This window comes from Streptomyces sp. NPDC056486, assembly GCF_042795295.1.
Lineage (GTDB): Bacteria > Actinomycetota > Actinomycetes > Streptomycetales > Streptomycetaceae > Streptomyces.
Genome location: NZ_JBHTSF010000065.1, coordinates 16,701 through 39,682, shown reverse-complemented (window position 1 = coordinate 39,682; position 22,982 = coordinate 16,701). Strand labels below are relative to the sequence as shown.

The window sequence follows — 22,982 nt, the reverse complement described above, 5'->3', positions numbered from 1 at the left end:
TCGGGCCAGGAAGTGGCCGACACTAAGGAAGGTCGGGCCAGGAAGTGGTCGACCAGGGGTGCCTCAGCTCGTCGAGCGAGGTGATTTCATGCGGCTTCAAGGTGTCGATGTCCGGCGCGTCCGCGTGTTTCGTATAGGCGCTCTCGACATAGCGGTGACCGGTGTCCGCCGCGATGAAGACGTACGTACGGGAATCGTCGCGGCGCTGTTCCCAGAGAGTGGTCAGATAGGCGGCGCCGGTGGAGAGACCGGCGAAGATGCCGCTGGTTCTGAGGAGCGAGACCGCGCCGGACACCGCGCAGTCGAAATTCACCCAGTGCACGCGGTCGTACGCCTCGTGCCGGACATTCTTGAATTCGATGGCGCTGCCGATCCCGGCGATGATCATGTCCGGGTCGGCCACGTGCTCCGAGCCGAAGGTGACGCTGCCGAAAGGCTGTACGCCGACGAGTGACACATCCCGGCCCGCGTCGCGCAGATAGCGGGCGATGGCGCCGGTCGATGCCCCCGATCCGACCCCGCCCACCAGGGCTAGCGCCCCCTCGGGAATTTCGGCGTCGATCGTCTCGGCCACGTCGCGATAGCCGTAGTAATGAATGCTGTCGTGGTACTGACGCATCCAGTGGTACGAAGGATTCGCCTCGAGTATCTCGGCGATGCGCCGCACCCTCAGCTCCTGGTCGAGCCGGAGATTCTTGGACGGCTGCACCTGTTCCAGCGTGGCGCCGAGTATGTCCAGCTGGATGCGCAGGGTGCGGTCCACGGTCGTGGAACCCACGATGTGGCACTTCATCCCGTAGCGGTGACAGGCGAGTGCGAGGGCCTGTGCGTAAATGCCGCTTGAGCTGTCGATGAGGGTGTCGCCGGGTTTCACGGCACCCGAATCAAGAAGGTGACGGACCGCTCCCAGAGCCGAATAGATCTTCATCGTCTCGAACCGGAGACAGACCAAGTCCGGCTCCAGGGCGATGAGATCGGGTTTCTTCACCGCTTCGGCTATGTGGTCGTGCATGTCTGCCTCTGCCCCCTGTGTCCATTGCCCGTGCGTCGGTCGCCGAGCCGAGAGCATCACACTAGATGAAAATGATTGTCAAGACGGTTAGGGCTGTGGCAGCCTGTGGATCCGGAGGCGTCGGAACGTTGAGAGGAGATCTGTGAAGCTGTCCCAGGAGGTCGGGCCGCGGCACCGTCCCGCGGGTGCGGGACCGGCCGGAACCGGAGGCGGAGTGCGTACCGGAACCGGAGCCGGAATGCGCACCGGAGTGGGCGCCGGAGTCGGAACCGGAGTGGGCACCGCCTTCGGGACCTTCGGTGAGCTGCTGCAGGGCGTGCTGCCGGAGGAGGACGGGGACTTCCTGGTGACGCTGCCCGTGGCGCGGTGGACGATGGCCACGTTCCGGCAGGAGCTCGGCTCCGGCTCAGGGGATGTGGTGGTCCGTCCCGCAGGGAAGACCAAGGCGCTCCAACTGGCGCGTACGATCAGCGAGTTGGCTGAGCGGCGGACCGGCGTGCCGACCGGGGGAACCCTCCGCGTCAACAGCGTCATCCCCGAGGGCAAGGGTCTTGCGAGCTCATCCGCCGACCTCGTCGCGACCGCGCGTGCGGTCGGGCAGGCGCTGCGGGTCGAGATGCCGCCGTCCCGGATCGAGCGGCTGCTCGCGGACATCGAGCCCACGGACGGGGTGCTCTATCCGGCGATCGTCGCCTTCCACCACCGCACCGTGCGCCTGCGCGGCGTCCTCGGCTCACTCCCGGTGATGGCAGTGGTGGGGATCGACGAGGGTGGTTCGGTCGACACCGTCGACTTCAACCGCATCCCCAAGCCGTTCACCCTGGCCGACCGCCACGAGTACGCGCGCCTGCTCGACCGCCTCAGCCGCGCCGTCCGCCACCGCGACCTTGCGGAGGTCGGCAGGGTCGCGACCCGCAGCGCGCAGATGAATCAACTCCTGCGCCACAAGTGGTCGTTGGAGCCGATGCGGGAGATCTGTCGGGAGGTGGGAGGCCTGGGCGTCGCCGTCGCGCACAGCGGCACGACGCTGGGCATCCTGCTCGACACCGGCGACCCCTCGTACACGCAGCGCGTCAGTGCGGCGGCGCAGGCGTGCGGGGAGCTGGCGGGTGGGGTGACCGTGTACCGGACGCTGAGTTTTCCCGGGGGAGCCGGGGGCGCCGGAGGATCCGGAGCCGCGAACCGTCCGGTTTAGAAGAACACCCCGCACCGCAGCAGCACGTTCGCGTACGGCGTGGCCTCGCCCGTGCGTACCACCAGGCGGGCCGTCGTCGTGCGGCGCTTGAGTTCCTCGTGCGGGATCAGGGCGAGGGGCGTGACGCGGGCGGCCAGGAGTCGGGCCGTCGCCGGGTTCGCATCCTGGACCTCCGTCGCCGCTGTGCCGCCCTCCGTCACCAGCTCGGCGAGCAGCCCGTCAAGTACCTCCGCGAAGGACGGGACCCCGGCCCGGAAGGCCAGGTCGACGACCCGCGGGCCCGGCGGGATGGGCATACCGGCGTCGCAGATCAGGACTGTGTCTCCGTGGCCCAACTCGGCCAGAGCGCCGGAGAGATGGCGGTTGAGGATGCCGGTCTTCTTCACGCGGAGGCCGCCTCTTCCTGCGCCGGTGCCGGTGCCGGGACCTGGTCGGCCGTCGGGTACGACTCCTGCGCGCCCTGCCGGGTGACCGAAGCGGCCCCGACGCGCGCCGCGTACGCCGCCGCCGTCGGGAGGTCGTCGCCCAGGCCCAGGCGCCAGGCCAGGGCTGCCGTGAAAGCGTCGCCGGCGCCGGTCGTGTCCACCGCGTCGACCTTCGGGCTCGGCACGGCGACGGGGGAGCCGCTGCCGTCCGCCGTCAGCGCTCCGTCCGCGCCCAGGGTGATCACCACGGAGCGGGGACCGAGGGCGAGCAATGCCCGCGCCCAGTCCGCGGGGGAATCGGAGGTGCCCGCGTCATCGCCCAGGATGTAGCGCGCCTCGTGCTCGTTCACGACCAACGGGTCGCAGGCGGAGAGGACTTCGGGCGGCAGGGGAGCCGGAGGCGACGGGTTCAGTACGAAGCGGGTGGCCGCCGGCAGCGTGCGTACGACCTCCGTGACCGTCTCGATGGGGATCTCCAGCTGGGTCGAGATCACCCGGGACGCGGCGAGCAGGCTGCCCGCCGCGCGGATGTCCTCCGGGGTCAGCCGGGCATTGGCGCCCGGCGAGACCACGATGCTGTTGTCGCCCGAGGGGTCAACGGTGATCAGCGCGACGCCCGTGGGCGCCCCGCCGACCAGGACGCCGACCGTGTCCGCGCCCGCCGCGCGCTGCGAGTCGAGCAGGAGCCGCCCGTGGGCGTCGTCGCCGACCCGCGCGAGCAGGGCGGTACGGGCGCCGAGGCGGGCCGCCGCGACCGACTGGTTGGCGCCCTTGCCACCGGGATGCGTGGCGAGGTCGGAACCGAGGACCGTCTCGCCGGGGGCGGGGCGGCGCTCGACTCCGATCACCAGGTCGGCGTTGGCCGAACCGACGACCAGGAGGTCGTACGTGGCGTCGTCGTGGTCGTGGTCGTGCATCTGTGAATCCAGCTCCTGCTCGTACGGGGTCGGGGCTATGGACGGGGTCGGGGCTACGGCGACGAGGCCGCCGTCAGGAGAAGTCGGCCACGTTCTTCTTCGTGACCACCTTCACCGGGACCTTCACCATCGTCTCGACGTCCTTGCCCCGCGCCGCGTTCACCGCGTTCCGCACGGCGATCCGGCCGAGCTCCTTCGGCTGCTGCGCCACGGACGAGTACAGCGTGCCCGCCTCGACCGCCTTGAGTCCGTCGGGAGTTCCGTCGAAGCCCACCACCGAGACCGACTTGCCGGCCTTGCCGCCGAGCGCCTTGGCGGCGCCGAGGGCCATCTCGTCGTTCTCGGCGAAGACGCCGTCGATGCCGGGGTTGGACTGCATGAGGTTCGTCATGACGTCCAGGCCCTTGGTGCGGTCGAAGTCCGCGGGCTGGGAGGCGACGACCTTGATGCCGGGGTACTCCTTGATGCCATCGGCGAAGCCCTTGCCGCGCTCGCGGCTCGCCGACGTGCCCGCGACGCCTTGCAGGGTGACGATCTTGCCCTTGCCGCCCAGCTTCTCCGCGAGGGTCTTCGCGGCGAGCTTGCCGCCCGCGACGTTGTCGGAGGCGACGAGCGCCGCCGCCTTCGCCTTGTTCACGCCGCGGTCGGCGGCGATCACCGGGATGTCCGACTTGTTGGCTCCGCGCACCGCCGGGCCCACCGCGTCCGAGTCGACCGGGTTGACGATGATCGACTTCATGCCTTCGCCGGTGAAGTTCTGCAACTGGTTGGTCTGCTGTGACGCGTCGTTCTGCGCGTCCGTGACCGTGAGGTCGATGCCGGCCTTCTTGGCCTCCGCCTGCGCACCCTCCTTCATCTGGACGAAGAAGGGGTTGTTGAGGGTGGAGAGCGACATGCCGACCTTCGTCGTCGTGCCGGAGGACGAGTCCTTGTTGAAGAAGGAGATGCCGCCGATGACGGCGGCCACCAGCACGGCCGCGATACCGAGCTTCAGGACCTGCGGTCCCTTCTTCCCGCCACCCGCCGCCGCGCCCGTCGAGGCTCCGGGAGTCGCCCCGGCCTTACGGCGCAACGTGTCGAGCAGCACCGCGAGCGCGATGACGACACCGATCACGACCTGCTGCCAGAAGGCCGACACGGAGAGGAGGTTGAGGCCGTTGCGCAGGACCGCCAGGATCAGCGCGCCGATCAGGGTGCCCGACGCCTTGCCGACACCGCCCGCCAGGCTCGCGCCGCCGATGACGACCGCGGCGATCGCGTCCAGCTCGTAACCCTGCGCGGCCTGCGGCTGCGCGGAGACAAGACGGGAGGCGAGGACGATGCCCGCGACAGCGGCGAAGAGGCCCGCGAGGCCGTAGATGACGAGCTTCTGCCGCTTGACCCGCAGGCCGGAGAGGCGGGCGGCTTCTTCGTTGCCGCCGATCGCGTACATGGAACGGCCGATGTACGTACGGGCCAGGATGAGGGCCGTGATCAGACCCATCGCGATCATCACGATGACCGGGACCGGCAGCCAGCCGCCGATCGTGTCACCGAGGTTGGAGACCGAGTCGGGGAACGGGATCGGGCTGCCCTGCGAGATGACCAGGGAGAGGCCGCGGGCCACCGACAGCATGGCCAACGTCGCGATGAACGGCGGGAGTTTGCCGTACGAGACGAGCAGTCCGTTGACGAAACCGCACGCTATGCCCGTCCCGACGGCGAAGACGACTGAGAGCCAGACCGGAAGGCCCTGTGAAGTCGCGCTCCAGGCAAGGACGGTGGCCGAGAGCGCGGCCACCGAGCCGACCGACAGGTCGATGCCCGCCGAGACGATGACGAAGGTGACGCCGAACGCGAGGATCGCCGTGACGGCGGCCTGCACGCCCACGTTGAGCAGGTTCTGGGTGGTGAGGAAGTCGCCGGAAAGCAGCGACATCGCCACGAGCAGGACGACCAGGGCGCTCAGCGCGCCGTTGTCGAGCAGCACGCGGCGGAGACCGGTGGCGCCACCCGCGTTGCTCTTCAGCGTTTCAGTGGCCACGGGAGGCCTCCCCTTCGGTTGTTCCGTTCTGACCTGCTGCTGATGATGTTTCTGCCGTCGCCGTGCTGACGGCGAGTGCCATCACCGCGTCCTGCGTGGCTTCGCCCGCCGCGAGTTCGCCCGCGATGCGGCCCTGCGCCATGACGAGCACGCGGTCGCTCATGCCGAGGACCTCGGGCAGATCGCTCGAGATCATCAGGACCGCGTGCCCTGAAGCCGTCAGCTCGTTGATGAGCTGGTAGATCTCGACCTTCGCGCCCACGTCGATGCCGCGCGTCGGCTCGTCGAGGATCAGCACCTTGGTGTCGGCGAGCAGCCACTTGCCGATGACGACCTTCTGCTGGTTGCCGCCGGATAGCGTGCGCACGTGCTGGCCGAGCCCGGCCATCCGCACGCCGAGCTGCTCGGCGATCCGGGCCGCCGCGACACGCTGCCCCTTGAGGTCCACGAGCCCGGAGCGCGTCGCCGAACGCAGCGTCACCAGACCGAGGTTCTCCTGCACGGAGGCGTCGAGCAGGAGCCCCTGGCCCTTGCGGTCCTCCGGTACGAGGCCGATGCCGGCGCCCATCGCGGCGATGACGTCATGCCGGGGCAGCCGTTCACCGCGTACGTCCACGGAACCCGCGTCGTACGGATCGGCGCCGAAGACGGCACGCGCCACCTCGGTCCTGCCCGCACCGACGAGTCCCGCGAGGCCGACGACCTCACCGGCCCGCACCTCGAAGCTGACGTCGTGGAAGACGCCGTCACGGGTGAGGCCGTCGACGGTGAGCAACGCGCCCCCGGTATCCGGGCGTTCGCGCGGGTACTGCTGCTCGATGCTCCGGCCCACCATCAGCCGTACGAGCTCGTCCTCGGCGGTCGACGCGGGCACCTGGTCGACGCTGCGTCCGTCGCGCAGGACGGTGACGCGGTCGCCGAGTGCGGCGATCTCTTCCAAGTGGTGGGTGATGAAGACGACGCCGACGCCGTCCGCGCGCAACTGCCGCACGATCGCGAAGAGTTTGTCGACCTCTTCGCTCGTCAGGACGGCCGTCGGCTCGTCCATGATCAGGACGCGGGCCTCCAGGCTGAGCGCCTTGGCGATCTCCACCATCTGGAGCCGTGCGATGCCCAGTTCGCGCACCTTGGCGCGCGGCGACACCTGGACGCCGACCCGCTTCAGGAGCTTCTCGGCGGCCTCCTCCATCGCCTTCCGGTCGATCATCCCGAAGCGGCGCGGCTGGCGGCCCAGGAAGATGTTCTCGGCGACGGTGAGGTCGGGTACGAGGTTGAACTCCTGGTAGATCGTGGCGATGCCGAGCCGTTCGGCGTCCTGCGCGCCGTGGATGCGGGTCTCTTTCCCGTCCACGAGGATGCGGCCGCTGTCGGGGCGGTAGGCGCCGGAGAGCATTTTGATGAGCGTGCTCTTGCCCGCGCCGTTCTCGCCGAGCAGGACGTGCACCTCGCCGCGGCGCAGGTCGAAGTCGACTGAGTCGAGGGCGACGACGCCGGGGAAGGTCTTGCGTATGCCTTCGATCCGCAGCAGTTCGGCCGCCTGCGGCAGTTCGGCTCCCTGCAGCAGTTCGGCCGCGTCGTGCTCTGTGGCGCGCGGCAACTCGTCCGGGTTGCTCACGTGGTGCTCCTCTGGTCGTTGGGGGACTCGCCGCAGGAGCGGCGTACGACGAGACGTGCGGGCAGGGTGACGGACCGGGGGCTTCTGCCCTCGATCCGGTCGACCAGGGCCTGCACGGCGGCTCGCCCCAGATCGCCGGTCGGCTGGGCGATGGCGGTGATCGGCGGATCGGTGTGCACGAACCACGGGATGTCGTCGAAGGCGGCGAGCGCGATGTCGTGCGGGACGCGCAGGCCGTGCGCCCGGATCGCGTCGAGCGCGCCGAGTGCCATGAGGTTGTCGGCGGCGAAGACGGCGTGGGGCCGCTCGGGCAGCGCGAGGAACCGCTCGGTGGCGCGGCGCCCACTGTCCGCCTGGAAGTCGCCCTGCCCGATGTACTCGTCGGGCAGCGGGAGCCCGTACGCGCCGAGCGCCTCGCGGAAGGCGTCGACGCGCTCGCTGCCGGTCGTGGTGGCCGCGGGCCCCGCGATGATCGCGAGCCTGCGGTGGCCGATGGCGTGGAGGTGGGCGACCAGGTCACGGACGGCTTCGCGGCCGTCGGCGCGGACGACGGGGACGTCCACGCCGGGGATCCAGCGGTCCACGAACACCATCGGCGTGCTGGAGCGCGCGGTGTCGAGCATCAGCGGGGAGCCGCCGTCGGTGGGGGAGACAAGGAGTCCGTCGATCCTGCGGTCCAGGAGCGTACGCACATGGTGGTCCTGCAGCTCGGGCCGCTCGTCGGCGTTGCCGATGATCACGCTGTAGCCGAGTTCGCGGGCCGCCTCCTCGACGGAGCGGGCCAGGGCCGTGAAGTACGGGTTCAGTACGTCGCTGATGACCAGGCCGAGGGTGCGGGTCTGGGCGGTGCGCAGTGAGCGGGCGACGGCGTTCGGGCGGTAGCCGAGTTTCTCCGTCGCGGCGATGACGCGGGCCCGTGCGGCCGGGCTGACCGAGGGGTGACTGTTCAGGACGCGCGAGACCGTGGCGACGGATACGCCTGCCTCGGCCGCGACGTCCTTGATGCTCGCCATCGCCGGTCCACCTCCTTGTGGAATCGATTACACGGAGGATTGGAATCGATTACACGGGTGGGTGGCAAGACCCTGAGGGGGCAGCGAGACCAGATTGTGATGCGAGGTGCTCAGGTGAGCGGAGGGAGTGAAGCTTCTTCCGGACCGCTACCGGATCACTTGAACGGCACCGTCAGCCACGGGCTGTCCGGATCCGAGACCAGCTCACGGTGGGCCCGGAGTACCGACGTGTACCAGTCGCCGAACTGCTCCTCGTCGAAGTGGAGGCAGCGGCCGAGGACGTAGCCCGCGGAGAACTCCTCCCAGGAGGCGTATGTCGCCCGGGCCGCGCCGCTCGCGCGCTCGATGGCCGTTTCGAGCTCGGCGTGGCTCGCGTACCGCGCGCCCCGGCCCCACCGGGCCATTTTCGAGGCGCGGCCGATGTCCCAGGCCGCGACCGTGCGGACATGGCCGTCGGGCGGCAGGAGGCCGTCGGCGCGGAAGCGGGACTCGTAACGGATGATCTTGCCGACGAGGCCGCGCAGCGTGGCTACGAAGTCGTCCAGATCGGGGTCGTCGCCCGGCTTGTGCGGGGCATCGGGTCCCTCGCTCTCGAACACGCGGTTGCGGAGCGTCACCTCCACGCACTGGCGCCACAGCTCGGGGTCGACGCGCGGGCCGAACTGCTCGATCAGCGACGTACGGGCGCCGAGGACGAAGTCCCAGTACCACGGGCTGACTTCACGGCTCAGGAGCCGCTCCTGCGTGGTGAGCCACTCCTCGCGGCTATGCACGCCCCACCACTCCTCCAGACGCTCGACCTCGGAGTTGTACCCCGCGCCGTGCCAGTCGAGGGTGTTCCATGCGTCGCCGTTGGCGAAGCAGAGGTGGGCGCCGCAGGCCAGGCCGTGCAGCAGCGTGGGGGATCGAGGGGCGCCGGTGCGGCGGGTGTCGATGCGGTCGTGCAGGCCGTCACCGGCGAAATGGTCCTCGTGCAGGTCCGCCCAGACGGCACGTTCCTCGTCGGTCGTCATGAAGAACTGCTGGCAGGGTGTGGCCGCGTTGACCACCAGGAGGTCGATGTCGTCGGGCAGTTCGGCGGCGAGCGTGCCGAGCGTGACGAACTCGTACACCACCTCGGGGTGTGGCCGCGGGAGCACTCCGGCGGTGTACATCTGGGCGATCCGGCGGCCGTCGGGGAGGTCGAAGGTGAGGACGGGGCGCGCGGCCGAGCCCGGCTCGACGTCGTCGACCCTCACGGGGCGGTACAGGCCGGTGAGGGCTATCGCCCGCAGGTAGGTGTACCCGTCGTCGGCCTCGCTCAGTTCGTACAGGTGCTCTTCGAGGTCGGCGGGGGCCTGCCAGGGGGTGCCGTCGTCGGGGGCGTCGACGTAGGGGAAGACGTCGTCGTGGTACTCGTCCTCGGCTGCCGGGGCGTGCATGGGAAGGCTCCGTTTCGGGTGGTGCGCGCGCGGTGTCGGGGTGCTGCTCGACATGGTTTTCGGGGGCACGTCCGGGTGGATCTTGAACGGTATCCGATGACGCGCCAGGGGGACGAGGCGAGTTACGACTCCGCCGCCGCGTCCACGGCCCTGCGCTCCAGCTCGGCAAGGCGCGCGTCGGCCGCCGCGCGGCCGTGGTCGGTGTCCTGCAGCGACAGGTGCAGACGCTGGGCCCGTATCGCCTGGGTGTAGTCGCCGATCAGTGCCAACTCATCGCGCAGTACGGCCAGTTGTGCCGGGTCGGGGCCCGTGTCGTCCAGCTCGCGGATCAGATAGGCGCGCGCCGCCTCCACCATCCCCTGCTCCCGTGCGAGTTCGAGCCAGGTGGATTCGGGTTCGTCGTCGGGGTCGACGCCGTAGTTGGAGTCGTCGAACGAGCGCGCCCACTCCTGGACCTGACCGGCCTCCCGCGGAAGCCCGGCGAGGCCGCACCAGGTGTCGTACGTCGTCTCGTGCACCTCGCGCAGCAGGGGCAGGTCCTCGGCCAGGCCGTGGAGCCCCACCAGGACGACGGCGAGCCGCAGTTCGTCGGACATGGAGGCGTCGGCCTCGTGCTTGAGGAGATGGCGCAGGAGGGCGCGGTCCGTGTTCCGCCGGTCGTACTGCGCGGCACGCAGCACCGCCACTCTGCGCGCCCGGTCCACGGCCACGCCGTCCCAGGCCGTGCGGTCGCCCGTCCGCAGCAGGGTCAGATCGGTGCGACCCTTGGCGAGCACCTGTTCCCACAGGGGCGGGCGGGGATGCGGATCGAGGCGCTTGTACGCCAGGTGCTCGACGGCGTTGAGGAGAAGGTGGTCCGGCTCGGTGCGCAGGAGCGCGGCGTGCAGGCGCGCGACGAGCTGTACGGGGGAGCGCTCCGGGAGCCCGAGCGCTGCTCGAAGCTCGGCGCGGTGCGCGTCGAGGTCGGGCACGCAGTCCTCGCGGAAGTCGCCCTCCGTGTCGGCGATCTCGGCGAGTATCCGTGCCTCGCCGTCGGTCGGCGACAGGCGTACGTAGTCCTGCCAGCCGGGCAGGCCGACGAGGATCTCCAGAGTCTCGTCCACGCTGTCCCCGATGACCCCGGCGGACCCCTCGGAATCGGCGTACAGAACGGACCCGTCCCCGCACACGAAATACGTGCCCCCGGAATCGTCCCCCGCGATCGGTTCCAGCGGGCCGCCCGACGCGAGGCGGACCTCTTCGACGTGGTCCGCGCGGGACAGATCGAATGCGAAAGGGAACGCGGCCAGCTCGGCCAGACGCGGGTCCTGTCGCAGCAGACGGAGTGCACGTTCGGTCATGCTTCGAAAGTAACAGCGGTCACTGACGACAGACCCACAACAGGACTACCTGATTCCCTATGCGGTTTCCGATCCTTTTCTAGCGGAATGGGGGATTCGTGGAACTTGAGTGAGGTGCCGCGAGTCTTCTCTGGTGTGAGGGGCGGCCATTGACCAGGTCGCTCAACCGGCCGCACGGCAGGGGCCATCGCATTTGCATTGATCAACCGAATTGATCAACTGCGTGGAGCAACACGGGGGTGTTCATCTTGACCGACATCATTGAGCACATCACGGACCGTCCGCCGGGTACGCGGGCCGACACGGACGCGGACACGGGCGCGACATCGGCACCGGCGTCGCGGGAGCTGACGCCGTACGTCACGCCGCTTCCGGTGCCGCCGGTCCTGCGGCCGGACTCCGTGGACGTGCGGGACGAGACCGATGTGCCCGCGGAGACCGAGATCGCGCTGCGCCCGGCCTGGATCCGGCTGCACCCGCAGCTGCCGCCGACCCAGATGTGGGGGTATGACGGCTCTGTACCGGGCCCGACCATCGAAGTGCGGCGCGGGCGGCGCATCCGGATCGCCTGGACCAACCGCATCCCGAAGGGCAGCGAGTATCCCGTCACCTCCGTGGAGGTGCCGCAGGCCGATCCGCGACCCAGCACCCTGCCGGGCCGCGCGGGCGTCGAGCCGAACAAGGACGTGGCCGCGCTGCCTGCCTGGTCCGTGACACATCTGCACGGCGCGCAGACCGGCGGGGGCAACGACGGATGGGCGGACAACGCCGTGGGATTCGGCGACGCCCAGCTCTCCGAGTATCCGAACGACCACCAGGCGGTGCAGTGGTGGTATCACGACCACGCCATGAACATCACCCGCTGGAACGTCCAGGCGGGTCTGTACGGCACGTATCTGGTGCGGGACGACGAAGAGGACGCACTCCACCTCCCCTCCGGGGAGCGTGAGATCCCGCTGCTGCTCGCCGACCGGAACCTGGACACGGACGAGGACGGACGTCTGAACGGCCGCCTGCTGCACAAGACCGTGATCGTCCAGGCCGAGAACCCGGAGACGGGCAAGCCGGTCTCGGTGCCCTTCACGGGCCCGTACAGCACGGTCAACGGCCGCATCTGGCCGTACGCGGACGTCGACGCGGCCTGGCACCGCTTCCGTCTGGTGAACGCGTCGAACGCCCGTGTCTACGACCTCGTCCTCGTCGACGAGGACAACAATCCCGTGCCCGGCGTCCTGCACCAGATCGGCAGCGACGGCGGCCTGCTGCCGCGTCCCGTGCCGGTCGACTTCGACGAGGCGCTGCCCACGCTCACCGTCGCCCCGGCCGAGCGGATGGACCTGCTGATCGATTTCCGCGCGCTCGCGGGCACCCGGGTACGCCTGGTGAACAAGGGCAGGGATCAGGCCCCCGGGGTGCCGGACCCGGCGAACGACGTGCGCTATCCGCAGGTCATGGAGTTCCGTGTGCGGGACGCCGAGTGCGAGGACCCCTTCTCGCTCCCGGAGATCCTCTCGGGCTCGTTCCGCCGGATCAGCCATGACATCGAGCACGGCCACCGCCTGATCGTCCTGACGCCGCCCGCCACGAAGGGCGGCGGGGGCCACCCGGAGATCTGGGAGATGACCGAGGTCAAGGACGCGGGCGGCATCCAGCTCCCGACCGAGGGAGTCATCCAGGTCACGGGCGCCAACGGGAAGGCGAAGACCTACCGCAGGACCGCCCGCACCTTCAACGACGGCCTGGGCTTCACCATCGCCGAGGGCAGCCACGAGCAGTGGAGCTTCCTGAACCTCGCGGTGAACCCGCCGGTGACCCACCCCATGCACATCCACCTGGCCGACTTCCAGCTCATGGGCCGCGACGCGTACGACGTGTCAGGCTTCGACGTCACCGTGGGCGGCACCCGGGCGCCGGTCGCCTTCGACCCGAAGCGGGAGATCCCCCTCGCCCCGAACGAGCGAGGCTGGAAGGACGTCTTCCTGGTTCCCGGTGGCCAACTGCTGCGGGTGATGGGCAAGTTCGACGGCGCCTACGGCCGCTTCATGTACCACTGCCACCTCCTGGAACACGAGGACATGGGCATGATGCGGCCCTTCGTGGTCATGCCGAAGGAGGCCCTGAAGTTCGACCACGGGGCGGGGCACGGAGGCCACGACGGGCATGGCGCGAGCGGGCACCAGGAAGGTCACACGGGCTGACAGGGCCCGCGGCCGGCCTGGAGCTCGTCCGGGGCGCGCACGTCACGCGGTCACGGTGTCCGTCGTACTCGGTCCCGCACATGTGGACGTCACTCGTTCGTGAATCGTCGCGCCGGGTCACGCCGGGTAGGGCTGTGGCCGGAGGCGAGCCATGGAACAGACTGCGTTGCGTCCCAAGCCGATGCCCGGACAGGAGCACGGCAGGGGTGGGAAGTTCGGCACAGACGGCAAGTTCGGTATCCGCCACAGGTTCGGCATCGGCCGAAAGCCCGGTGCCGGCCGGACACCCGGTGCGGGGCGGGCACCCGGCACGGGCCGCAGGCCCGGCCCCGGCCACCGTCCGCATGCCGCCCGGCGGCGCGGACGGCGGCTCGCCACCCTGCTCTTCGGACTGCTCTTCTCGGCCGTCCTCGTGCTGTCGGGGGTGGGGCTCGGCACGGTCAGCGCCACCGTCATCGGCATGAGCAAGCTCGCCGACATGCAGAAGGAGGCGCAGGCGAAGGCGGGCGCCGTGCCCAAGCCCTCCGCCCCGCCGAAGCCGCCGCCGAACCCGCCTCCGAACCCGACCGAGAAGGAGCCCGAGAAGCCCGCAAAACCCGAGAAGGCCGCTGAGCGGGCCGCCGCGCGCCCCGCCATCGGCGTGGAGGCCGTCGACGCACCCAAGAGCTCCGGAGCCCTGCTCGTCGGCGTGCACAGCCCCGGCCCCGGCCACAGTGCCGGTCTCGTACGTGGCGACGTACTGCTCGCCTTCGGCAAGACCCGTATCGCGTCGGCCAAGGCTCTTGCGGCTGCGGTCGCCGCCGCTGATCCGGGAAGGAACGTCACTGTGACCGTCCGCCACGTGAGCGGACAGCGGCAGTCCCTGCTGGTGACGCCGGGCTTCGTGACGTGAGGTGGCGTGGCTCGACAAGATCCAGGAGGGGCGGTGCGGGGCGGCGCGGAACGGTGTGGGGCGTGACGGGGGTTGCCGTAACCCGGTCGCGCACGCGCGGCGGTGCGGGCAGGATCGGCTTCATCGGCAGCGCGCCGTACGCGCAGCAGTGAGCAGCCCTGGAGGCCCCCATGACCGGCACGACCGGCACCCCCGCGCCCTTCACCGCCGACGACTACAAGGCCCGTATGGACCGCGCCGCGGCCACCGCGGCGGACGCGGGGCTCGCCGGACTGCTCGTCGCGCCCGGCCCCGACCTGGTCTGGCTCACCGGCTACCAGCCGGTCGCCACCGAGCGCCTCACCGTCCTCGTGCTCGCCGCGGGGCAGGAGCCGGTGCTCGTGGTGCCCACCCTGGAGGCCCCGGACGCGGAACGCGCGGCGGGCGCGGGCGCGCTCGCCCTGCGCGACTGGACCGACGGCAAGGATCCCTACGCCACGACCGCGCCGCTCCTGGACGTCGACGGCCGCTTCGGCATCAGTGACAACTCCTGGGCCATGCATCTCCTCGGCTTCCAGAACGAGCTGCCGAACACCTCCTACGTGTCCCTCACCGAAGCGCTCCCCATGCTGCGCGCCGTCAAGGACGCCGCGGAACTCGAGCGCCTCACGGCGGCCGGTGCCGCCGCCGACTCGACGTACGAAGAGATCAAGAAGGTTCCCTTCGCGGGCCGCAAGGAGACCGATGTCGCCGCCGATCTCGCCGATCTGCTGCAGCGGTTCGGGCACTCCCAGGTCGACTTCACCATCGTCGGCTCAGGTCCGAACGGCGCCAACCCGCACCATGAAGCAGGCGATCGCGTCATCGGACACGGCGACATGGTCGTCCTCGACTTCGGCGGCCTGATGCACGGCTACGGCTCGGACACCTCGCGCACGGTGCACGTGGGCGAGCCCGGTGCCGAAGAACAGAAGGTCCACGACATCGTGCGCGAGGCGCAGGAGGCCGGCTGCCGCGCGGTGCGGCCCGGCGGCGCCTGCCAGGACGTCGACAGGGCGGCGCGGGCGGTGATCACCGATGCCGGGTACGGCGAGTACTTCATCCACCGCACCGGGCACGGCATAGGCGTCACCACCCATGAGCCGCCCTACATGATCGAGGGCGAGGAACTGCCCCTCGTGCCCGGGATGTGCTTCTCCGTGGAGCCCGGCATCTATCTGCCGGGCCGCTTCGGAGTGCGCATCGAGGACATCGTGACGGTCACCGACGACGGCGTACGGCGCCTCAACTCCACGCCGCGCGAGCTTGCGATCGTCAACTGACGTCCGCCATCGGCACTGACGTCCGCCATCGGCTTCATGGTGTCGCGAGCACCGCGCACGACTCGGCGGGCAGCCGCAGCAGCCCGTCCGCGCCGGGTGCGGTGACCGGCGTCCAGGCCGCGAGCACCCGTGAGCCCCGACCGCCCAGCGGGATGTCGACCGCCTCCTTGCCGAGGTTCACCGCGATCCGTACGTCGCCGCGCCGGACCGCGAACCAGCGCTGTTCCTCGTCGTGGGCGACCCGGAGCGCCGCCAGGTCGGGGTCGAGGAGGTCGCCGCGGGCGCGGCGCAGGGCGATCAGTTCGCGGTACCAGGCAAGCACGCGCGCGTGGGGGTCGGTCAGGGGCTCGGCCCAGTCGAGACAGGACCGGTCCCTGGTGGCCGGGTCCTGCGGATCCGGGATGTCGTCCTCGGCCCAGCCGTGCGCCGCGAACTCGCGGCGCCTGCCCCGGCGCACGGCATCCGCGAGCTCGGGATCGGTGTGGTCGGTGAAGAACTGCCAGGGCGTGGCGGCGCCCCACTCCTCGCCCATGAACAGCATCGGGGTGAAGGGGCCGGTGAGGATGAGCGTGGCCGCGCAGGCGAGGAGGCCGGGGGAGAGGGTGGCGGAGAGCCGGTCCCCTTGTGCGCGATTGCCGATCTGGTCGTGGGTCTGCGTATAGCCGAGGAAGCGGTAGGCGGGCGTCCGTGCGGGGTCGACGGGGCGCCCGTGCCTGCGCCCCCGGAAGGTCGAGTACGTACCGTCGTGGAAGAAGCCGCCCGTCAGCGTCTTGGCGAGCGCGGCGAAGGGCGCGTGGGCGAAGTCTTCGTAGTAGCCGTGTGATTCGCCGGTGAGGGCGCAGTGCAGCGCGTGGTGGAAGTCGTCGTTCCACTGCGCGTGCAGGCCGAGACCGCCCGCCCGGCGCGGGGTGATGACACGCGGATCGCCCTGGTCGGACTCGGCGATGAGCGAGAGCGGCCTGCGGAGCTCGACGGCGAGATCGTCCACGGCCGCCGACAGTTCCTCGAGGAAGTGGCACGCGCGCGTGTCGCGCAGCGCGTGCACGGCGTCCAGGCGCAGGCCGTCCAGGCGGTAGTCGCGCAGCCAGGCGAGCGCGCTGCCGATCAGATACGCGCGCACCTCGTCCGAGCCGGGGGCGTCGAGGTTGACCGCGGCGCCCCACGGAGTGTGGTGGGTTTCGGTGAAGTAGGGCCCGAACGCGGGCAGATGATTGCCGGAGGGGCCGAGGTGGTTGTGGACGACGTCGAGCACGACGCCCATGCCGTGCGCGTGGGCGGCGTCGACGAAGCGCTTCAGTGCGTCGGGCCCGCCGTACGGCTCGTGCACGGCCCACAGGGACACGCCTTCGTACCCCCAGCCGTGCCGCCCCGGGAACGGGCAGAGCGGCATCAGCTCCACATGGGTGACACCCAGCTCGGCGAGGTGGCCGAGCCGCCCCGCGGCTGAGTCGAGCGTGCCGTCCGGTGTGTACGTCCCCACGTGCAGCTCGTACAGGACCGCGTCCCGCACCCCGCGCCCCGACCAGGGCGCGCGCCACGCGTACCGGTCGTGGTCGACGACGGCGCTGAGCCCGTCGGGTCCTTCCGGCTGGCGCCGCGAGCGGGGGTCGGGCAGCACGGGGCCGCCGTCGAGCGAGAAGCCGTAGCGGGCCCCCTCAGTGGCGTCCGCCTCCGCCGTCCACCACCCGGCCCGGCCGTCGGCGCGCTCCAACGCGCGCGTGGATCCCTCGCACAGCAGCGCGACGTGCTCGGCCCCGGGTGCCCACACCTCGAACTCCACCGACAGTTCCCCCTCGTCTGTGATCCGCTGACGGCCATCCGTCTTCATTCGTACGTCATCCGTGGTCACGTCGGTCCATCGTGCTGCAGAAGTGATCGGCCCGCGGTCGTTCCGCGTTATCTGGACACCCCGGCCGCATCTGGACACTCCGGCCGCGCTGACAGACAATCACGAGGGTGACGTCGTCCTTTGAGATCCACATGCACCCCGCGCGGCTGACCGATGCCGAGCGGGACAGGGCGCTGAAGGTGCTCAGAGAGGGCGCTGCCCTCGGCAGGCTGTCGCACGACACGTTCGTGCGGCGCATGGAGCTGGCGCTCGCCGCCCGCCAGCTCGACGAACTCCACGCGCTCACCGCCGATCTGCGGACCGAGGGACGTCTCTCGCGTGTGGTGTTCGGCGCCGTCGGCGCGGTCTCCGGGTTCACGGTCCGGCTGCGCAGGGCCTGGCAGGCCGAGAAGCTGCCCAAGCTGCTCCTTCCGGTGCCGGGGAACCCGTATCCGCTGCGGATCGGCCGCGACCCGGCGAACGGGCTCAGGCTCAGCCACGAGACGGTCTCCCGGGTGCACGCCGAGCTGAGCAGGCAGGGCGGCATGTGGGTGCTGCGTGACCTCGGCTCGACCAACGGCACGTCCGTGAACGGCCGCAGGGTGACGGGTGTGGCCGTCGTCCAGGACGGCGATCAGGTCAGCTTCGGGAAGATGGGCTTCCGGCTCTCCGGTTCGTGAAGTTCGTGAAGCCCGTTCAATCGCCCTGCACGCGCGCGTGGCGCGCCGCCGCGACCGTCGTCCGTGACTGGTGCTCGACCTGGTGCTCCACCGGCACCCAACGAGCCCTGAACCGCTCGGCGAACGCGTCGCTCCAGCGCAGCACGAGCCGTTCGAGGCGGGGCGCGGCCCGGTCGCCCGCCGTGTCGAGGACCCGCAGCAGCATCGCGGCGGCCCGCAGCGGAAGACGGCGCCCGAAGGCGTCCACGCTGCTTATGTACGCCATGGACGTTCCCGCGGGCGGCAGACCGGCCCAGTCGTCGGCGAGACCGGGCACCAGGTCGAGCGCCCAGCGCGCCGCGCGCATCAGCGGCCCCTGCGCCTCGGGGAGCCGCGGCAGCGCCTCGCTGAGGATGTCCTCGACCAGGCCCGCGTCCTGGCGCAGCCGCCGTGCGAAGCCGCGCAGTGCCAGCTCCGGGGCGGGATGGACGGTCGGGTCGTCCACGAGGTCGCTCGCCCACATCGGGACCTCGACGATGGCGGTCAGGCCGCCGTACCGGTGGGCGTGGTGCCAGGTGGTGTGCCGGGCGTCCTCGGGCAGGCTCGGATAGGCGGCGGCCGAGCCGGGGCCCGGCAGCACATGGACCCCCGGCCCCGAGACCGGCCAGCCCGCGGCGTCCGAAGCCCCCGTCTCCACCGGTATGTGCAGCTCCGCCGCTGACTTGGCGAACGGCTCCGCGAGCCCCGGTATGTCCCGCGTCAACTGCACCCAGCTGCCGCCGAGATCGGTTCCGTGCAGCGACACCTGCAAGTAGGGCCGCAGTTCATCGATGACGCCGGTCAGGGCACGGGTCTCGGGCGGCAGCCGGTCGGGCGGAAGCACGGAGGGGGACCACTCCGGCTGCTCGGGGCCCGCGGGGCGGAAGAAGTGGCGGTGGTAGTCGAACAGGGTGCGCGGCGCGGGCGTGCGGTGCAGGTTCGCGCCGTCCGGGTCGGCGCACAGGAGGAAGTGCCAGGAGGTGTCGGCGCGCAGGCCCTCGTCCCGCAGGGCCCACTCCGCGAGGTGGAGCAGCGTCGAACCACCGGTCGGTTCGTTCGAGTGCGCGCCCGCGACGACCAGCACGGCACGTCGGGAGCGGCCGATGGACAGCAGGTGCAGGGGTCTACCGGCACGTGAGGTACCCACCTGGCGCAGGGAGCTCAACCCGGGGCGGTGCGCCGCCAACCCCCTTGCGGACAGTACGAGTTCGGCCACATTGGGATAGCGCTGCTCCGCCAGTTGACTCACCCCTGTCTTGTCCGCTGAAGCAATCCGCAGTACGCCACGCGGTCGGGCACGTGTCAAGCGTGCGATCCGAGGGATGTCACCTTGCGGCGGCCCTGCCCCGCAGTGTCACCCGAATGGGCGTACGGGAACTGCGCACGGCGCTGCGCGGTGATCCCCTGAAACCCCACTTCTTTCCGGCGGGGGCGCCCAGCGGGAAAGGGAAGCTGCCGTGCCTGCCGTGCCTGCTGTGCCTGCCGTGTCTTCGAGCCCGGCCCCTCGTGGGCGCCGTTTGTCACCGGCTCCGCCGAGTTCGTCCTCGAACGCCGGACGGGCTGAGATACCCAGCCTTCTCGCCCCCGGCATCGAGCACGACCCCTACCCGCTCTATCGCAGCCTCCGCGAGAGCTTCCCCCTCGTCCGCGACGAGCTCCTCGGGGCCTGGCTGCTCAGCCGGTACTCGGACGTGCGGGCCGCGCTCGGCGACGTCCGGCTCGGTTCGGCGCCGACCGGGCCGGGGCCGGGTCACCGAAGGCTCCTGGAGCCCGTCCTGCGGGCCGCCACCGAGCGCACCGCCCACGTCCTCGCCCGGCGCATGTCCGGGCGGCGCGAGGTCGACCTCGTCGCCGAGTTCAGCGCGTGGCTGCCCGCGGCGGCTGCCGTCGCCGCGCTCGGGCTGCCCTGGGAGGACGCCGCGCGGGTGCGGGAGTGGTGCCGTACGGGGTCCGTGCGTCCCGGGGGCGTCCACCCGGATCTCGTCGGGCTGCTGCGCCCCCATGTCGCGCGGCGGCGCGCCCGTCCCGGCGCGGACCTGCTCTCGGCGCTGTGCGGCGCCCGGACGGGCGGGCAGGCGCTCTCGGACGACACCGTCACCGCTCTCGCCGGGACGCTTCTCACCGGCGGCGGCGAGGCCACCGCCCTCGCCCTTGCCTCCTTCCTCGCCAATCTCCTCGGCCACCCGGCCCAGTTGGACCTCGTGCGCGCCCGTCCGGGGCTGATACCCGGCGCCTGGGCGGAGTCCCTGCGCCGTGACCCGCCCACCCCCGTCGTACTGCGCCGCGCGACCGCGCCGATCGCCCTGGGCGGCACCACCTTGCCCACGGGATCCGTCGTGGCCTGCCTCATCGGCTCGGCGGGGCGTGACCCTTTCCGCTTCGCCGACCCCGACCGCTACGACATCTTCCGTGCGGACCCGGCGCACCTCGCGTTCGGCGCGGGACGGCACTTCTGCCCGGCCGCCACCCTGGCCGGGCTCGCCGCCGAGTGCGGCCTGCGGGCCCTGCTCGACGCCATGCCGGGCCTGCGCCTGGCTCCCGGCTTCAGGCCCGCGCCCCGGGGTCTCATGGCGCGGGCTCCACGCCTGCTACTCGTCAGGACCCGCTGAGGCCCGCCCTGTCGGGACCCGCTCCAGAAGCACCACCGGCATCTCCCCGAAAAGCTCCTCCACGCGCGCGTGCCCCGTGAACTCCCGCCCCCTGGTGAGCAGATCCACCCACCGCCCCTCCGGAAGCGCCAGTTCCGTCGCGCGCCAGCCGCCCGCTTCGGCAAGCCGCGAGGAGAGCCGGGTCACCGCCGAGATCACCTCTCCGGAGCGCGCGAAGGCCACGCAGTGCGCCGCGCCGGGGCCAAGGGCCGCAAGGGGTTCGTACGTCGCCGCGTCGCCGAACAGCTCCGGACGGCGCCTGCGCAGCCGCAGCGCGGTCGCCGTGAGCGCCAGCTTCTCCTCGGAGAGGTCCCAGCGGTCACGGTGCTGCTCCAGGTACTCAAGGACGTGCGACTGGAACCGCACGGGCCGCCGGTTGTCCGGGTCCACCAGGGCCCGGTACTCGCTCTCCGTGCCCTGGTAGATGTCGGGCACCCCGGGCATCGTCAGCTGGAGCAGCGTGGCCCCGAGAATGTTCGCCCGCACATGGGGCCGGAGCCCGGCCGCGAACTCCGCGACCGTGTAGAGCGGCGGCCCGCAAGGACCCGCCTCCACGAACGCCGTCACGGCTTTCTCGTACGCCTCGTTCTGTTCGGTCCAGCTCGTGTGCAGGCCCGCCTCGCGCACGTGCTTGAGCAGGGCCTTCTGCAGCCGCTCGTCGTAGGGGAAGCCGAAGCCGACAGCCGTCTGCCAGGCCGCCCAGGCCAGTTGCGGGTCCGGCGCGCTGGTGCCGCCCGCGCGCGCGGTCTGCTCGGTCACCTCGACCAGGAGGTCGGCCCACCGCTCCGGGCACTGCGTGAGGACGGCGATGCCCGCCCGCACGTCGGCGCTGCGCTTCGTGTCGTGCGTGGTGAGCACCGTGCCCGCGTACGGCCAGTCGCGCTGCACGCGCGCGCAGTAGGTGTGAAAGGCCTCAGGAGCCACCGCGGGGTGCGCGGGAGAGCCGCCCACCTCGGCCGCCGACAGGAGCGGCGCGTGCCGGTAGAACGCCGTGTCCTCGACCGCCTTGGCCCGCAGCGCGGACGAGGTCTGCGCGAACCGCGCGCGGAAGCCGTCGAGCGCGGGCCCGGATCCAAGGCGGCCGAGCGCCAGGTCCCGTACGACATCGACCGCCTCGGCCTCCTCCCGCACCGCGAAGGCCGCCTTCGCCTCGGCGGCGGCCCCCACGGTGAGCACCGAAGCCGGTTCGACGCCCCCGGAGACGTACGGCCGGTAGACGGGAAGCCGTACGAGCAGCTCCAGGAGCGCGGTCCGCAGCGCCCATGGCGCGTGGTCGCGCAGCGCGGGGTCCGGGGCGCAGAGCGCGGTAGCCTCGCGCGTCAGGCGGTCGGTCTCGGCGGCGAGCTCATGGGTGAGCACCTTGTACGCGGCGCGTCGTACCGTCGCCCCCCAGTCGCCGCCCCGGTCCACCGGAGGAGCCGTGAACCTCCGGTACTGGCCGAGCAGTTCACCCGCACCCGCCGGGTCCGTGAAGAGGCCGTCGAGGTGGCGAAGGGCGTCGTACCCCGTGGTGCCCGCCACGGGCCACGCGGCGGGCAGCTGCTCCCCGTCGCTCAGAATCTTCTCGACGACCGTCCAGCGCCCGTGTGTGGCCTCCTGGAGCCTCTGGAGGTACGCCCCCGGATCCGCAAGGCCGTCGGGGTGGTCGATCCGCAGCCCCTCCACGACGTCTTCCCGCAGCAGTTCGAGGATCTTCGCGTGGGTCGCGTCGAACACCTCCGGGTCCTCGACGCGCACCCCGATGAGGTCGGAAATGGTGAAGAAGCGCCGGTAGTTGAGCTCCGTGCGAGCAAGGCGCCACCACGAGAGGCGGTACCACTGGGCGTCGAGGAGCTGCGGCAACGGCAGCTCCCCGGTGCCGTCACGGAGGGGAAACGCATGCTCGTGGTAGCGCAGCACGTCCCCGTCGACCCGCAGGCGCTCCAGCTCGTCCCCGACCCCGCGCCCGAGCACCGGAAGCAGCACCTGCCCGCCGCCCGCCTCCCAGTCGATGTCGAACCACCGCGCGTAGGGAGAGTCGGGTCCCTCCCTCAGCACCTCCCAGAGGGCGTGGTTGTGGCGCGGCACCGCCGCCATGTGGTTCGGCACGATGTCCACGACAAGACCGAGACCGTACGCCCGCGCGGTGCGCGACAGGGCCCGCAGTCCCTCCTCGCCGCCCAGCTCGCCCCGCACGCGCGCGTGGTCCACGACGTCGTAGCCGTGCGTGGATCCTGGAACGGCCTCGAGCACCGGCGACAGATGCAGGTGCGAGACTCCGAGCGAGGCCAGATACGGGACGGCCGCCTCGGCGGCCGAGAACGGAAACTCCGGCTGGAGCTGCAGCCGGTAGGTGGCGGTGGGCGGTGGTGGCACCGCGGGCTCCGAGCGCTCAGGTGTCATGCGAACCTACGTACCCGCCTGACGGGCTTTCGTGCCATCGACTCATGCGTGTGGCCGCGTGGGCGTCGTTAGCG

The 22,982-nt window shown here is 71.1% G+C and carries 17 protein-coding genes; 6 read left to right on the top strand and 11 right to left on the bottom strand.

Features of this window, described 5'->3' with window-relative positions; genetic code table 11:
* Window positions 1-22: 22 nt before the first annotated feature.
* Entirely contained in the window at window positions 23-1,012 is a 990-nt protein-coding gene (locus tag ACFQ7F_RS24505; RefSeq protein ID WP_383273852.1) for a pyridoxal-phosphate dependent enzyme, read from the bottom strand.
* Between the two features lie 238 nt (window positions 1,013-1,250).
* Here ACFQ7F_RS24505 and ACFQ7F_RS24500 point away from each other — a divergent pair, with 238 nt between their 5' ends.
* A complete protein-coding gene (locus ACFQ7F_RS24500) occupies window positions 1,251-2,207 on the top strand; it encodes a kinase (RefSeq protein ID WP_383273878.1) in 957 nt (318 codons plus the stop codon).
* On the opposite strand, the gene rbsD is transcribed toward ACFQ7F_RS24500, so the two are convergent.
* From rbsD to ACFQ7F_RS24465, 7 genes are all read right to left on the bottom strand, one after another.
* A complete protein-coding gene (rbsD, locus tag ACFQ7F_RS24495; RefSeq protein WP_383273850.1) occupies window positions 2,204-2,593 on the bottom strand; it encodes a D-ribose pyranase in 390 nt (129 codons plus the stop codon). The two genes, ACFQ7F_RS24500 and rbsD, sit on opposite strands and share 4 nt — an antisense overlap.
* Window positions 2,590-3,549 (bottom strand): ribokinase, encoded by a 960-nt coding sequence (locus tag ACFQ7F_RS24490; protein ID WP_383273848.1) that lies wholly within the window; start codon window positions 3,547-3,549, stop codon window positions 2,590-2,592. Before ACFQ7F_RS24490 ends, rbsD begins: the two co-directional genes overlap by 4 nt.
* Window positions 3,550-3,622: 73 nt before the next feature.
* On the bottom strand, window positions 3,623-5,572 hold the full coding sequence (locus ACFQ7F_RS24485; protein WP_383273846.1) for a substrate-binding domain-containing protein: 1,950 nt from the start codon (window positions 5,570-5,572) through the stop codon (window positions 3,623-3,625).
* Window positions 5,562-7,136 (bottom strand): sugar ABC transporter ATP-binding protein, encoded by a 1,575-nt coding sequence (locus tag ACFQ7F_RS24480; RefSeq protein ID WP_383273876.1) that lies wholly within the window; start codon window positions 7,134-7,136, stop codon window positions 5,562-5,564. Before ACFQ7F_RS24480 ends, ACFQ7F_RS24485 begins: the two co-directional genes overlap by 11 nt.
* A gap of 47 nt (window positions 7,137-7,183) precedes the next feature.
* Entirely contained in the window at window positions 7,184-8,200 is a 1,017-nt protein-coding gene (locus ACFQ7F_RS24475; RefSeq protein WP_383273844.1) for a LacI family DNA-binding transcriptional regulator, read from the bottom strand.
* Between the two features lie 155 nt (window positions 8,201-8,355).
* The gene (locus ACFQ7F_RS24470) at window positions 8,356-9,621 is read right to left on the bottom strand and encodes a DUF1266 domain-containing protein (protein ID WP_383273842.1); all 1,266 of its coding nucleotides are present in this window, start codon (window positions 9,619-9,621) and stop codon (window positions 8,356-8,358) included.
* A gap of 122 nt (window positions 9,622-9,743) precedes the next feature.
* Window positions 9,744-10,961, bottom strand: coding sequence for a hypothetical protein (locus ACFQ7F_RS24465; protein ID WP_383273840.1), 1,218 nt, complete (start codon window positions 10,959-10,961; stop codon window positions 9,744-9,746).
* A 248-nt stretch (window positions 10,962-11,209) separates the two neighbouring features.
* On the opposite strand from ACFQ7F_RS24465, the gene phsA reads away from it, so the two are divergent.
* The 3 genes from phsA (at window position 11,210) to ACFQ7F_RS24450 (ending at window position 15,352) form a co-directional block, all read left to right on the top strand.
* Window positions 11,210-13,159 (top strand): O-aminophenol oxidase PhsA, encoded by a 1,950-nt coding sequence (gene phsA, locus ACFQ7F_RS24460; protein WP_383273838.1) that lies wholly within the window; start codon window positions 11,210-11,212, stop codon window positions 13,157-13,159.
* Between the two features lie 151 nt (window positions 13,160-13,310).
* Entirely contained in the window at window positions 13,311-14,051 is a 741-nt protein-coding gene (locus ACFQ7F_RS24455; protein WP_383273836.1) for a PDZ domain-containing protein, read from the top strand.
* A 170-nt stretch (window positions 14,052-14,221) separates the two neighbouring features.
* Window positions 14,222-15,352, top strand: coding sequence for a M24 family metallopeptidase (locus ACFQ7F_RS24450; protein ID WP_383273834.1), 1,131 nt, complete (start codon window positions 14,222-14,224; stop codon window positions 15,350-15,352).
* A 34-nt stretch (window positions 15,353-15,386) separates the two neighbouring features.
* Here the strand turns inward: ACFQ7F_RS24450 and treZ are convergent, their stop codons facing one another.
* Complete coding sequence (gene treZ, locus ACFQ7F_RS24445; protein ID WP_383273874.1) at window positions 15,387-17,132, bottom strand: malto-oligosyltrehalose trehalohydrolase; 1,746 nt, start codon at window positions 17,130-17,132, stop codon at window positions 15,387-15,389.
* Window positions 17,133-17,308: 176 nt separating this feature from the next.
* Between treZ and ACFQ7F_RS24440 the strand changes: the two genes are divergently transcribed.
* Window positions 17,309-17,860 (top strand): FHA domain-containing protein, encoded by a 552-nt coding sequence (locus ACFQ7F_RS24440; RefSeq protein WP_383273832.1) that lies wholly within the window; start codon window positions 17,309-17,311, stop codon window positions 17,858-17,860.
* A gap of 16 nt (window positions 17,861-17,876) precedes the next feature.
* Here the strand turns inward: ACFQ7F_RS24440 and ACFQ7F_RS24435 are convergent, their stop codons facing one another.
* Window positions 17,877-19,127: a M14 family zinc carboxypeptidase gene (locus tag ACFQ7F_RS24435; protein ID WP_383273830.1), complete on the bottom strand. Its 1,251-nt coding sequence runs from the start codon at window positions 19,125-19,127 to the stop codon at window positions 17,877-17,879.
* Between the two features lie 268 nt (window positions 19,128-19,395).
* On the opposite strand from ACFQ7F_RS24435, the gene ACFQ7F_RS24430 reads away from it, so the two are divergent.
* Window positions 19,396-20,487: a cytochrome P450 gene (locus ACFQ7F_RS24430; RefSeq protein WP_383273828.1), complete on the top strand. Its 1,092-nt coding sequence runs from the start codon at window positions 19,396-19,398 to the stop codon at window positions 20,485-20,487.
* Here ACFQ7F_RS24430 and treY read toward each other — a convergent pair.
* Window positions 20,467-22,908: a malto-oligosyltrehalose synthase gene (treY, locus tag ACFQ7F_RS24425; protein WP_383273826.1), complete on the bottom strand. Its 2,442-nt coding sequence runs from the start codon at window positions 22,906-22,908 to the stop codon at window positions 20,467-20,469. The genes ACFQ7F_RS24430 and treY overlap by 21 nt on opposite strands.
* Window positions 22,909-22,982: the final 74 nt, after the last annotated feature.

Coding starts and splice junctions, on each gene's coding strand:
- ACFQ7F_RS24505 (WP_383273852.1), bottom strand. CDS start 1,012: ATGCACGACCACATAGCCGAAGCGGTGAAGAAACCCGATCTCATCGCC.
- ACFQ7F_RS24500 (WP_383273878.1), top strand. CDS start 1,251: ATGCGCACCGGAGTGGGCGCCGGAGTCGGAACCGGAGTGGGCACCGCC.
- ACFQ7F_RS24490 (WP_383273848.1), bottom strand. CDS start 3,549: ATGCACGACCACGACCACGACGACGCCACGTACGACCTCCTGGTCGTC.
- ACFQ7F_RS24475 (WP_383273844.1), bottom strand. CDS start 8,200: ATGGCGAGCATCAAGGACGTCGCGGCCGAGGCAGGCGTATCCGTCGCC.
- ACFQ7F_RS24470 (WP_383273842.1), bottom strand. CDS start 9,621: ATGCACGCCCCGGCAGCCGAGGACGAGTACCACGACGACGTCTTCCCC.
- ACFQ7F_RS24465 (WP_383273840.1), bottom strand. CDS start 10,961: ATGACCGAACGTGCACTCCGTCTGCTGCGACAGGACCCGCGTCTGGCC.
- ACFQ7F_RS24455 (WP_383273836.1), top strand. CDS start 13,311: ATGGAACAGACTGCGTTGCGTCCCAAGCCGATGCCCGGACAGGAGCAC.
- ACFQ7F_RS24450 (WP_383273834.1), top strand. CDS start 14,222: ATGACCGGCACGACCGGCACCCCCGCGCCCTTCACCGCCGACGACTAC.
- treY (WP_383273826.1), bottom strand. CDS start 22,908: ATGACACCTGAGCGCTCGGAGCCCGCGGTGCCACCACCGCCCACCGCC.